Source organism: Mycobacterium sp. 1423905.2 (genome assembly GCF_001673155.1).
Taxonomy (GTDB): domain Bacteria; phylum Actinomycetota; class Actinomycetes; order Mycobacteriales; family Mycobacteriaceae; genus Mycobacterium.
On record NZ_LZLE01000059.1, the window covers coordinates 1 to 12458 of the forward strand.

Annotated in this window: 10 protein-coding genes and 1 tRNA gene; 6 read left to right on the forward strand and 5 right to left on the reverse strand. The window is 65.6% G+C overall.

Annotation, left to right across the window (positions count from 1 at the left end; all coding sequences use genetic code 11):
- The coding region (locus tag A9W95_RS03610; RefSeq protein ID WP_067409266.1) for an adenylate/guanylate cyclase domain-containing protein at positions 1-1120 on the reverse strand (1120 nt) is incomplete at its 3' end.
- A 110-nt stretch (positions 1121-1230) separates the two neighbouring features.
- Positions 1231-1304, reverse strand: a tRNA-Leu gene (locus A9W95_RS03615).
- Positions 1305-1386: 82 nt separating this feature from the next.
- On the opposite strand from A9W95_RS03615, the gene A9W95_RS03620 reads away from it, so the two are divergent.
- Positions 1387-1992, forward strand: a complete 606-nt coding sequence (locus A9W95_RS03620) for an ANTAR domain-containing response regulator (RefSeq protein WP_067409282.1) — start codon at positions 1387-1389, stop codon at positions 1990-1992.
- 49 nt (positions 1993-2041) lie between these two features.
- Here A9W95_RS03620 and A9W95_RS03625 read toward each other — a convergent pair whose 3' ends face one another.
- Together A9W95_RS03625 and A9W95_RS03630 are read right to left on the reverse strand one after the other, a co-directional pair.
- The gene (locus tag A9W95_RS03625; protein WP_172826548.1) at positions 2042-3250 is read right to left on the reverse strand and encodes a lipid-transfer protein; all 1209 of its coding nucleotides are present in this window, start codon (positions 3248-3250) and stop codon (positions 2042-2044) included.
- Positions 3247-3699: a Zn-ribbon domain-containing OB-fold protein gene (locus A9W95_RS03630; RefSeq protein WP_067409267.1), complete on the reverse strand. Its 453-nt coding sequence runs from the start codon at positions 3697-3699 to the stop codon at positions 3247-3249. The genes A9W95_RS03625 and A9W95_RS03630 overlap by 4 nt, the downstream gene beginning before the upstream one ends.
- Before the next feature lie 151 nt (positions 3700-3850).
- Between A9W95_RS03630 and polA the strand changes: the two genes are divergently transcribed.
- From polA to A9W95_RS03655, 5 genes are all read left to right on the forward strand, one after another.
- A complete protein-coding gene (polA, locus tag A9W95_RS03635) occupies positions 3851-6514 on the forward strand; it encodes a DNA polymerase I (RefSeq protein ID WP_067409284.1) in 2664 nt (887 codons plus the stop codon).
- A 435-nt stretch (positions 6515-6949) separates the two neighbouring features.
- Complete coding sequence (locus tag A9W95_RS03640) at positions 6950-7861, forward strand: manganese catalase family protein (RefSeq protein ID WP_067409268.1); 912 nt, start codon at positions 6950-6952, stop codon at positions 7859-7861.
- Between the two features lie 256 nt (positions 7862-8117).
- Entirely contained in the window at positions 8118-9563 is a 1446-nt protein-coding gene (rpsA, locus tag A9W95_RS03645) for a 30S ribosomal protein S1 (RefSeq protein ID WP_067409269.1), read from the forward strand.
- A 12-nt stretch (positions 9564-9575) separates the two neighbouring features.
- Positions 9576-10790, forward strand: a complete 1215-nt coding sequence (gene coaE, locus A9W95_RS03650; RefSeq protein ID WP_067409270.1) for a dephospho-CoA kinase — start codon at positions 9576-9578, stop codon at positions 10788-10790.
- 4 nt (positions 10791-10794) lie between these two features.
- Positions 10795-11769, forward strand: a complete 975-nt coding sequence (locus A9W95_RS03655) for a DUF2889 domain-containing protein (RefSeq protein ID WP_067409271.1) — start codon at positions 10795-10797, stop codon at positions 11767-11769.
- An 8-nt stretch (positions 11770-11777) separates the two neighbouring features.
- On the opposite strand, the gene A9W95_RS03660 is transcribed toward A9W95_RS03655, so the two are convergent.
- Positions 11778-12440 (reverse strand): TetR/AcrR family transcriptional regulator, encoded by a 663-nt coding sequence (locus tag A9W95_RS03660; protein WP_253851548.1) that lies wholly within the window; start codon positions 12438-12440, stop codon positions 11778-11780.
- Positions 12441-12458 lie beyond the last annotated feature (18 nt).

Below are 12458 nucleotides of genomic sequence, written 5' to 3' on the forward strand. Positions count from 1 at the left end.
CGACGTTGACCGCGTCACCCCAGACGTCGTAGAAGAAGCGGCGCGAACCCACCACGCCAGCGACCACGGGCCCGGCCGCCATGCCCACCCGCAGCGGTACGGAAAGGCCGTGCGGGTCTTTGAGTTCGGCGGCCGTGGCGACCATGTCGATGGCGAAGTCCGCCAACGCATGCAGGTGGTCGGGCCGTGGCCGCGGCACACCGCTGACGACCATGTACGAGTCGCCGCTGACCTTGATCTTCTCCAGGCCGTGCTTATCCACCAGTGCGTCGAAGGAGCCGTACAGACGATCCAAGAAGCGGACGAGGTCGGCGGGTGCGGTGCTGCTGGCCCGCTCGGTGAAGCCCACGATGTCGGCGAACAGCACCGAGGCATCGTCGTATTTGTCGGCGATAATGCGTCGTTCGGGCTCCTTGAGGCGAGCGGCGATGCTGGCGGGCAACATGTTGGCGAGCAGGGCCTCCGACCGCGCGTACTCGGCCTCCATGACCGTCTCGGCGCGTTGGGTGTCCCGCAGCGCGAACCATACGGTCACGACCACCATCAGGCAGGCGGAGAACGTCGTCACGATGAAGCTCAGGGACAGCGCCAGAGGTGACTCGACGCCGGTCGAGCGGGGAACGTGGAACTGCAGTGTGACGATCAGCACCGCACCGATGATCGCCAGCGCGACCGCGAGCCGGAAATGTTCGACGCCGAGTTGCAGCACCACCAAGCTGGCGCTGGTGATCAGGTAGAACTGCACACCCGAGCCGGTACCGATGTTCCAGCAGATCAGAAAGATCACCACGTAGGCCGAGAAGGTGAACGTCAACGGCGCGACCAGTTCACCGAAGCGATGCAGCAGTGGCACCATCGCGAAGATCACGGCGGCGATGGTGTTGATTGCCTGGATGTGCCACACCAGGGGACCTGGCCAGACGCCCAAGACGGTGAAACAGGCGCAGACCACCACGGCCATGGCGGCGGTGACGTTGAGAACCCGGGCTCGGCGGGCGGCGCTGTCGGCGTAGTGCTGTTTTGGAGCGCGGTTCTGAGCCCGCACCGCCGCTACACAGTCGGGGCGTTGGTTGAGGCCGTCCGCTTCGGTCGGTGGGGCGCCGCACTTCTTAGCCGCCACGAATTCAAGGGTAGCGGTTGAGCTCGACATTTAGCGATGCCAGCAAAAGTCCGTCGGGATCGGGGCTGCTAACCATCTGCCTGACGGCTCTGGCGACCTGCACATAGAGGTGCCCTCGGTGAGATTCGAACTCACACTGTACGGGTTTTGAATCCGTTTCCTCTGCCAGTTGGGATACGAGGGCCGGGTGCGACTTTATCCGGCTCCCTACCTTAGATGAGGCCCCGAGGTTCCTGTTCGCACCCGCCCACGACACAATGTTCGGCATGACGGGCCCCACCACTAACGCCAACGCCGCTCCGCCGCGCCGGGTCCTCATCGCTGAGGACGAAGCGCTCATCCGCATGGATCTGGCTGAAATGCTGCGAGAGGAGGGGTACGAGATAGTCGGCGAAGCCGGCGACGGCCAAGAAGCCGTCGAGCTCGCCGAACGGCATACGCCTGATCTGGTGATCATGGACGTGAAGATGCCGCGCCGCGACGGGATCGATGCGGCTTCGGAGATCGCCAGTAAACGGATCGCCCCGATCGTGGTCTTGACGGCGTTCAGCCAGCGCGACCTGGTCGAGCGGGCGCGCGACGCCGGGGCGATGGCCTATCTGGTCAAGCCCTTCACCGCCAGCGACTTGGTCCCGGCCATCGAATTGGCCGTCAGCCGCTTCAGTGAGCTCACCGCGCTGGAGCGCGAAGTGGAGACCCTGACCGACCGGCTGGAGACCCGCAAGCTCGTCGAACGCGCCAAGGGTGTCCTGCAGACCAAGCAGGGCATGACCGAGCCGGAAGCGTTCAAGTGGATTCAGCGGGCCGCGATGGACCGCCGCACCACGATGAAACGCGTCGCCGAAGTGGTGCTGGAGACCCTGGACACCTGAGCCCAGCGGCGGGCCAGCCGACAGCGCACCCTCGCGCCAAGGGAAGCGACTAGCGCGCGACGATCACCGACGAGCCGTGTCCGAACAACCCCTGGTTGGCGGTGATGCCGACCTTGGCGTTCTCCACCTGCCGGCCGGTGGCCTGCCCACGCAGCTGCCAGGTCAACTCGCAGACCTGAGCGATCGCCTGCGCCGGAATGGCTTCCCCGAAACACGCCAGCCCACCCGACGGGTTGACCGGTATGCGACCGCCGATGGCGGTCGCGCCGCTGCGCAACAGCGACTCGGCTTCACCCTTGGCGCACAGCCCCAAGTGTTCGTACCAATCCAGCTCCAGCGCGGTGGACAGGTCATACACCTCGGCCAGGCTCAAGTCCTGCGGGCCGATACCGGCCTCGGCGTAGGCGGCGTCCAGAATCTGGTCCTTGAACACCCGCTCCGGCGCAGGGACGACGGCGGTGGAATCGGTTGCGATGTCCGGCAATTCGGGCAGATGCTGCGGGTACTGGGGCGTCACAGTGCTGATCGCCCGCACCGACGGCACACCTTCGACCGACCCAAGATGCTTCTCGGCGAAGGACTTGCTCGCGACGATCAACGCGGCCGCACCGTCCGAGGTTGCGCAAATGTCAAGCAGCCGAAGGGGATCGGAGACGACCGGACTGGCCAGCACATCTTCGATGGAACTTTCCTTGCGGTACCGCGCATTTGGGTTGTTCAGCCCGTGTCTGGCGTTCTTGACCTTCACCTGCGCGAAGTCCTCGAGCGTGGCGCCGTACAAGTCCATGCGCCGCCGCGCCAGCAGCGCGAAGTAGACCGTGTTCGTCGCGCCGATCAGATGGAAACGCTGCCAGTCGGGGTCGTTCTTGCGCTCGCCGCCGACCGGGGCGAAGAACCCCTTGGGCGTCGTGTCGGCGCCGATGACCAGCGCGACGTCGCAGAACCCGGCCAAGATCTGCGCGCGGGCACTCTGCAGCGCCTGTGACCCGCTGGCGCACGCGGCATAGCTGGAGCTGACCGGAACCCCGTTCCAGCCCAGCTTCTGGGCGAACGTCGCGCCCGCCACGAACCCCGGGTAGCCGTTGCGGATGGTGTCCGCGCCGGCCACCAATTGGATCTGCCGCCAGTCCAGGCCGGCCTCGGCGAGGGCCGCTCGGGCCGCGACGACGCCGTATTCGGTGAAATCGCGGCCCCATTTGCCCCACGGGTGCATGCCCGCGCCGAGGATGTACAGCGGTTCGGGGGTGCTCATGATCAGGCGATCCTCCACGCATAGACGATCCGCTCGACGCCGTCGTCGTCAGTGAACAGCGGCATCGTCGTCAATTCCATCTCCATACCCACCTTGAGATCGGCGGCCAGCGTCCCCTCGACCACTTTGCCCAGCACGATCAGCCCCTCGTCGGCCAATTGCACCGCGGCCACGGCGAACGGCTCGAACGGATCCGGGGAGGGATACGGCGGAGGGGGCGCGTAACGGTTCTCCGTGTAGCTCCACAGCGTCCCGCGGCGCGACAACGCGACGGACTCTAGTTTGTCACCGTCGCAACCGGGATTGGGACAATTGCTCTCACTCCCTGATTGGACGGGCGGGAACACGTAAGTCCCGCATTTCGGGCACTTACTGCCGATCAGATACGGGTTGTCGGCGTCGTCGGTGGCGAACCATCCGTCGATCGCCGGCTGTTGATAGGTGACCTCGGGCACCGGGCCAGCCTATCCGCCGAAACCGCAAAACTGAAACGTGTTGCAGTTTCGCGGGCGCCCACGCAGGCGTCGTGCGTCACACCGGGTGCCTAGAGTGTGAGCCGTGAGTACTGCCGTTGCCGCCAGCGCGGATTCCGCCAAGCCCACCTTGATGTTGCTGGACGGCAATTCGCTGGCGTTCCGGGCGTTCTATGCGCTACCCGCGGAGAACTTCAAGACCCGCGGCGGGCTGACCACCAACGCGGTCTACGGCTTCACCGCCATGCTGATCAATCTGTTGCGCGACGAGGCGCCCACACACATTGCGGCGGCGTTCGACGTGTCGCGTCAGACGTTTCGCTCCGAGCGCTACCCCGAATACAAGGCCAACCGGTCCTCGACGCCCGACGAGTTCCACGGCCAGATCGACATCACCAAAGAAGTGCTCAATGCGTTGGGCATCACCGTGCTGTCCGAAGCGCGATTCGAAGCCGACGACCTCATCGCCACCTTGGCCACTCAGGGCGAGCACGAGGGATACCGCGTTCTAGTGGTCACCGGCGACCGCGACTCCCTGCAGCTGGTCTCCGATGACGTGACGGTGCTCTACCCGCGCAAAGGGGTCAGTGAACTCACCCGTTTCACCCCCGAAGCGGTCGTCGAGAAATACGGTCTGACCCCAAAGCAGTATCCCGACTTCGCCGCGCTGCGCGGCGACCCCAGCGACAACCTTCCCGGCATACCCGGGGTGGGGGAGAAGACCGCCTCCAAGTGGATCATCGAATACGGCTCTCTGCAGGCGCTGGTGGACAACGTCGATTCGGTGCGCGGCAAGGTCGGCGATGCGTTGCGTGCGCATCTGGCCAACGTGATCCGTAACCGCGATCTGACCGAACTGATCCGCGACGTGCCGCTGGCCCAGACACCGGACACGCTGCGGCTGCAGCCCTGGGACCGCGACCACATTCACCGGCTCTTCGACGACTTGGAATTCCGGGTGCTGCGCGACCGGCTGTTCGAGACGCTGGCCGCCGTCGAACCCGAAGTCGACGAGGGATTCGACGTACGCGGCGGCGCGCTGGAACCCGGCACCGTCGCGCAGTGGCTGGCCCAGCACGTCGGCGACGGGCGTCGCTCCGGCCTGACCGTGGTCGGCACCCACCTGCCGCACGGCGGGGACGCCACCGCACTGGCGATCGCCGCGGCCGACGGTGACGGCGCCTACATCGACACCACCACGTTGACTCCCGACGACGACCAGGCGCTGGCCGACTGGCTTTCCGACCCGGACAAGCCAAAGGCGCTGCACGAGGCGAAGCTGGCCATTCACGACGTCGCGGGCCGCGGCTGGACCCTCAACGGCATCACCTCCGACACCGCGTTGGCCGCGTACCTGGTCCGGCCGGGTCAGCGCAGCTTCGCCCTCGACGATCTGTCGCTGCGCTACCTGCGCCGCGAGCTGCGCGCCGAAACGCCAGAGCAGCAACAACTTTCGCTGCTCGACGACATGGAGGGAGTGGACGAGCAGGCCGTCCAAACCAGCATCCTGCGGGCTCGGGCCGTCATCGACCTGGCCGATGCGCTCGACGCCGAGCTGGCCCGCATCGACTCCACCGCACTGCTGGGTGACATGGAGCTGCCGGTGCTGCGGGCACTGGCCGACATGGAGTCCCACGGCATCGCCGTCGACCTGCCGATGCTGACCGAGCTGCAAAGCCAATTCGCCGACCAAATCCGCGACGCGGCCGAAGCCGCCTACGCCGTCATCGGCAAACAGATCAACCTCGGCTCGCCCAAGCAGTTGCAGGTGGTCCTGTTCGACGAACTCGGCATGCCGAAGACCAAGCGCACCAAAACCGGCTACACCACCGACGCCGACGCGCTGCAGTCGTTGTTCGACAAGACCGGCCACCCGTTCCTGCAGCATCTGCTCGCCCACCGCGACGTCACCCGGCTCAAGGTCACCGTCGACGGGCTGCTGAACTCGGTCGCCGGTGACGGCCGCATCCACACCACCTTCAACCAGACGATCGCGGCGACCGGGCGGCTGTCGTCCACCGAGCCGAACCTGCAGAACATCCCCATCCGTACCGACGCCGGGCGGCAGATCCGCGACGCGTTCGTAGTCGGCGACGGTTACGCGGAACTGATGACCGCCGACTACAGCCAGATCGAGATGCGGATCATGGCGCACCTGTCGCGCGACGAAGGACTGATCGAAGCGTTCAACACCGGTGAGGACCTGCACTCCTTCGTCGCATCGCGGGCGTTCGGCGTGCCGATCGAGGAGGTCACCGCCGAGCTGCGCCGCCGGGTCAAGGCGATGTCGTACGGGCTGGCCTACGGGCTGAGTGCCTACGGGCTGGCCGCGCAGCTCAACATCTCCACCGAGGAGGCGAAGGTGCAGATGGACCAGTACTTCGCGCGGTTCGGTGGAATTCGGGACTACCTGTTCGCTGTGGTCGAGCAGGCCCGCAAGGACGGTTACACCTCCACCGTCTTGGGTCGCCGGCGCTACCTTCCGGAGCTGGACAGCAGCAATCGGCAGGTGCGCGAGGCCGCCGAACGCGCGGCGCTCAACGCGCCGATCCAGGGCAGCGCGGCCGACATCATCAAGGTCGCCATGATCGAGGTCGACAAGGCGATCAAAGAGGCGGGACTGGCGTCGCGCATGCTGCTGCAGGTGCACGACGAGCTGTTGTTCGAGATCGCCCCCGGTGAGCGGGAACAGGTCGAGGCGCTGGCCCGCGACAAGATGGGAGGCGCCTACCCGTTGGATGTCCCGCTAGAGGTGTCGGTGGGTTACGGCCGTTCGTGGGACGCCGCGGCGCACTAGTTCCGGATGTGGCCGCGTGGGGGCGGCCGCCAGCGCTATCAACGTGCGTCGCGATACACCGCGCTGCAGCATCGGCAACAAGCGGTCCCCTTCGTCGCGCACGTCCTCGCGCAGCAGTTGCACAATGCGCTTCCACAATTCGTGATGCTCTGGCCACAGCACCGACTCCTCGGCGAAAGCACGCGAAAAACCAAGCGGCACAAGCGAGTCAAGTATTGCTGGCGTTGTCTGCCACCGGACACGTCGGCGGCTTGTCCTGGTGAATCCTCCATGGCCAGCGGTTCCCGGCGCCGGAGTCGCTAAACATCCAAAGGTTTTCGCCGACATAGGTTTGCCTTACTAACCCCCGGGTACTGCGAGGTGGCCCGTACAGCCTGGTGCGGGGTCCGCGGTCCAGCGTGGCCGACCCATTAAGCAATTGAATTGGGGTTTCTGATGTTTAGGCATACCGATTATTTGCAGTTCGACGTGAAGCCGGAAAAGCCCGACCCCGTGTATGCACGCAAGCTGCAAGAGCTTCTCGGCGGTGCGTTCGGGGAGATGACAGTCACCATGCAGTACCTCATGCAGGGCTGGAACTGTCGTATGAAAGGTAAATACAAGGACTTGATCATGGACGTCGCGACCGAGGAGATCGGTCACGTCGAGATGATCGCCACCATGATCGCGCGGCTGCTGGAGGGCGCTCCGGCAACCGACGCCACGCAGAACGCCCTCGGTGATCCCGTGGTGGCCGCGGTCATGGGCGGTATGGATCCGCAGCAGGCGATCGTTTCGGGCGGTGCGCCGACGCTTTCCGACAGCCAAGGGCAGTCATGGAACGGCAAGTACATTGTGGCGTCCGGAAATCTGCTCGCCGACTTCTACGCCAACGTCGCCGCCGAAGCGCAGGGCCGGGTGCAAACCGCGCGACTGTGGCACATGACCGACGACCCGGGTGTAAAGGCCATGCTGAAGTTCAACTTGGCCCGCGACACCTACCACCAGAACATGTGGCTGGCGGCGATCGAGGAACTTCAGGCCGACGGGCTGGAAGGCGTGGTGGCGCCCAACGACCTGATGGATGAGGAGTACCAGGAACACGCCAGCGAGCTGTGGCACCTGTCCGACGGACCTGACGCGGACAAGGGCCGCTGGGCGTTCGGGACCGGGCCCGACGGCAGCCATGCCATGCGATTCCGCACCGACACCACGCCGTTGGGAGACATCCAGCACGGCCCCCCGCCGGACCCGAAGCTCTATGTCACCTACGACGGCAGCTGGGGCGAACCGCGAACCCCCGCATTCGGCACCGAAAAGGGCGTTGTCGGCAAGATCAAGGATGCGTTCGACTCCGACAAGACCTAGCTTTCACGGTCGGTTTGACTGCGGCAGCCACCCGCCATACTTCTGGACTGGGGGGGAGGTATGGCGGGTCCTGCTGCGGGGGCGCGAACCGCCCGGTAAGCTGCAGACGATCTGCCAGCTGAACTGGCCGAGTTTGTCCAGCATGGATGCAGTCGAGTAGCCTCGACAGATACCCGTCGGTGCTCGATGGCGGGTCACATCAATAACTCAAGTCCCACGTCCCTACGACTCACCCTGTCCGGAGCAACCCAACAATATGCCGAGTCCCGCCGTCACCTCCCCGCAAGTAGCCGTCAACGACATTGGCTCCTCCGAGGACTTTCTCGCAGCAATAGACAAAACGATCAAGTACTTCAACGATGGCGACATCGTCGAAGGCACGATCGTCAAAGTTGACCGGGACGAGGTGCTCCTCGACATCGGCTACAAGACCGAAGGGGTCATCCCCGCCCGCGAGCTGTCCATCAAGCACGACGTCGACCCCAACGAGGTTGTGTCCGTCGGTGACGAGGTGGAAGCCCTGGTCCTCACCAAGGAGGACAAAGAAGGACGGCTCATCCTCTCCAAGAAGCGCGCGCAATACGAGCGCGCCTGGGGCACCATCGAGGCGCTCAAGGAGAAGGACGAGGCGGTCAAGGGCACGGTCATCGAGGTGGTCAAGGGTGGCCTGATCCTCGACATCGGACTGCGCGGCTTCTTGCCGGCCTCGCTGGTCGAGATGCGCCGCGTGCGCGACCTGCAGCCCTACATCGGCAAGGAAATCGAAGCCAAGATCATCGAGCTGGACAAGAACCGCAACAACGTGGTCCTGTCGCGGCGGGCCTGGCTGGAGCAGACCCAGTCCGAGGTGCGCAGCGAGTTCCTCAACCAGCTGCAAAAGGGCGCCATTCGCAAGGGTGTCGTCTCGTCCATCGTCAACTTCGGCGCCTTCGTCGACTTGGGCGGGGTGGACGGCCTGGTGCACGTCTCCGAGTTGTCCTGGAAGCACATCGACCACCCGTCCGAGGTGGTTCAGGTGGGCGACGAGGTCACCGTCGAGGTGCTCGACGTCGACATGGACCGCGAGCGGGTTTCATTGTCGCTCAAGGCGACTCAGGAAGACCCGTGGCGGCACTTCGCCCGCACCCATGCCATCGGCCAGATCGTGCCCGGCAAGGTCACCAAGCTGGTTCCGTTCGGTGCGTTCGTGCGCGTCGAAGAGGGCATCGAAGGTCTGGTGCACATCTCCGAGCTCGCCGAGCGTCACGTTGAGGTGCCCGACCAGGTGGTGGCCGTCGGCGACGACGCGATGGTCAAGGTCATCGACATCGACCTGGAACGTCGCCGAATTTCGTTGTCGCTCAAGCAGGCCAACGAGGACTACACCGACGAGTTCGACCCTGCCAAGTACGGCATGGCCGACAGTTACGACGATCAGGGCAACTACATCTTCCCCGAGGGCTTCGACGCCGAAACCAACGAGTGGATGGAAGGTTTCGACGCCCAGCGCGCCGAGTGGGAGGCCCGCTACGCCGAGGCCGAGCGCCGCCACAAGATGCATACCGCGCAGATGGAGAAGTTCGCCGCGGCCGAGGCCGCTGACCACGGTGGCGGCGGTCAGTCGTCGTCGAGCAGCTCCTCGTCGGAGAAGAGCGCCGGTGGTTCGCTGGCCAGCGACGCGCAGTTGGCCGCCCTGCGGGAAAAGCTCGCCGGCAGCGCCTAACCCGGGTCGCGAATGCTGCGCATCGGGCTCACCGGCGGCATCGGCGCCGGTAAATCGGCGCTGTCCACGACGTTTTCGCAGTGCGGCGGAATCATCGTCGACGGGGACGTGATCGCCCGCGAAGTCGTAGAGCCCGGCACCGAGGGGTTGGCCGCGCTGGTCGACGCGTTCGGCGAGGACATTCTGCGTCCCGACGGATCGTTGGATCGACCGGCGTTGGCGGCCAAAGCGTTTCGCGATGACGAAGCGCGGGCCAAGCTCAACGGTATCGTGCATCCGCTGGTGGGGAAGCGTCGCGCCGAGATCATCGCCGCGGTGGCCCAGGATGCCGTTGTCGTCGAAGACATTCCACTGCTCGTGGAATCGGGGATGGCGCCGCTGTTTCCGCTCGTGGTGATCGTGCACGCCGACGTCGAACTACGCGTCAAGCGCTTGGTCGAGCAACGCGGCATGGCCGAAGACGACGCCCGAGCCCGCATCGCCGCTCAAGCCACCGACGAGCAGCGTCGCGCCGTCGCCGACATCTGGATGGACAACTCCGGTGACCCCGAGTCGTTGGCCGAACGTGCGCGCGACGTGTGGCGGAACCGGATCCTGCCGTTCGCCCACAACCTGAGCGAGCGCCAGTATGCCCCCGCCCCAGTACGGTTGGTGCCGGCGGATCCGACGTGGCCCGATCAGGCGCGCCGCATCATCAACCGGCTGAACACCGCGTGCGGTCACCGCGCTGTGCGGATCGACCACATCGGGTCGACGGCGGTGCCCGACTTCGACGCCAAGGACGTCATCGACATTCAGATCACCGTCACATCGCTGGATGTCGCCGACGAGCTCGTCGAGCCGTTGCTTGCGGCCGGTTACCCCCGGCTTGAGCACATCGTGCAGGACGCGGCCCAGGACGACCTGCGCAGTACCGCCACGCACTACGACCACGGCGTCAATCCGGCGTTGTGGGACAAGCGACTTCACGCCTCGGCCGATCCTGGCCGGCCGACCAACGTGCACATCCGCGCCCTCAGCCGACCCAATCAAGAATTCGCGCTGCTGTTCGTCGACTGGCTCACCGCCGACCCACAGGCGCGCGCCGAGTACGCCGACGTCAAGCGGGCGGCAGCCGACGGCGCCGACGGCGACATCGTCCGCTATGTCACCGCGAAGGAACCCTGGTTCTCCGAGGCGTATCGCCGGGCCTGGGAGTGGGCGGACGCGACCGGCTGGAAGCCGTAGCTCGGTGCCGTTCGTCACCGACATCCTCGGACCCCGGCGACCCGTCACCGACGGGACGCCGCCGCTGGTGGCGGGCCGGCGGCGACGAACCAGCACCATTGACACCCATCCGGACGAAAAGCGCGGCGCGGTGGTGGATTTGCGGGCTCGCGACGCGGCGAAGTCCGCAGCGGGCAGCGTCGAGGTGCTGGGGGAAATCCGGATCAGCGCACACCTGAGCGATCAGGTCATCGACGGCATCCAGGCGACGCCACACGTCACCGGCCTGGACGCGCTGCGGGGCTCACGAGTCGGCCCGGGCTTTCGAACCAAAGTCGGCACGCTGCTAGCCGAGGAAGCGCAGCGGGCGACGCTGCTGCATCTACTGCTGGACGACTGGGTTGGTGCGGCGCTGGTGTCGGGCTACGCCACTCAGTACACCGCGATCATCTCGGGCACCGAGGAGAAGCTGCCCGCAGGTGTCGCCGATCGGATCACCGGGATCTGCGCGGGTTTCGCGCCGCAGGCGTCGTTGATCGAGTACACGCGCGAGCACGACATGATCCCTACGGGCCGCGGCCCCCAGGCGCCGCCGCTGCACGGGCTCCATCACGTGGAACCGCTTCGGGCCCAAGGCATGCGCAGGTTCCGCCGACTCGATATGTGGCCGGCAGCAACGGGTTTCGTCGGTTTCGACGCGCACTTCCGCGACTCGCATATGGACGACGACCTCGTCGAGACGATCGTGCACGAGTACACCGTCACCGGGACGGTCGATGAGTTAACGCGCACCGTCAAATCGGTCAGGGCCGAGGTACGGGTGTTGCCATGGCAGGAATGCCCGGCCGCCATCGGCAGCGCGGCGCGTATCCAGGGCATGCCGCTGGCCGAGTTACGCGACCGGGTCCGTGGTGAATTCGTCGGCACCAGCACGTGTACACATCTCAACGACACATTGCGGGCAATCGCCGATCTAGACGCCCTGCTGGAGGCTCGATGAAGCGGGCGTCAGTCGCGCAGATAACTGGAGAGTAGGCGCACGATCTCGTCTTCGACGTCGCTGACCTCCGCCGGATTCGGAGAGGTAACCAGGCGGTGCACCAGCGAGTCGATGGTCGCGACGACCACCTGCGCGTGCAATCGACTGGTGGCCCGCACCTCCGGATGCTGCTCGAGCAGCCCCGCGGCCATCGCGACGCTGAACTCCTCGAGCTCGTGCAGCCGGTCAAGGAACTGCGGTGCCCGCGGCGCCTCCTCGAACAACACCCGGTGCAGCCGGGGATTGTCCCGGTGATTGTCGATGGTCGCCCGCACGAACACCCGCAGCATCTCCTCGAGCCGCTCCGGCAGGCCACCGGACAACCGCTCGCTTAGCAGCCGGGCGCCAGCGTCCACATGGGCGTCCATCAGCGCCCGCAGCACGGCGTCCTTGTTCGGAAAGTACTGATACAGCGAGCCGATCGACACGTCGGCCCGCTCGGCGATGCGATTGGTGGTACCCGCGGTGTACCCGTACTCGGCGAAAATCTGAGCCGCCGCATCCAGGATGCGCTGCCGGGTCTCGGCGGCGCGCTCCTGTTTGGGCTGCTTGCGTTGCCGAAAGCGATCTGTCGGGGCGATCCTGCGTCTCCTGAACAAAAGCGAGTAGTCATCGGGCGTTGCTAGCAGCACAATTTGGGGTGCTTCACG

Coding starts and splice junctions, on each gene's coding strand:
- A9W95_RS03620 (WP_067409282.1), top strand. CDS start 1,387: ATGACGGGCCCCACCACTAACGCCAACGCCGCTCCGCCGCGCCGGGTC.
- polA (WP_067409284.1), top strand. CDS start 3,851: ATGTTGCTGGACGGCAATTCGCTGGCGTTCCGGGCGTTCTATGCGCTA.
- A9W95_RS03640 (WP_067409268.1), top strand. CDS start 6,950: ATGTTTAGGCATACCGATTATTTGCAGTTCGACGTGAAGCCGGAAAAG.
- rpsA (WP_067409269.1), top strand. CDS start 8,118: ATGCCGAGTCCCGCCGTCACCTCCCCGCAAGTAGCCGTCAACGACATT.
- coaE (WP_067409270.1), top strand. CDS start 9,576: ATGCTGCGCATCGGGCTCACCGGCGGCATCGGCGCCGGTAAATCGGCG.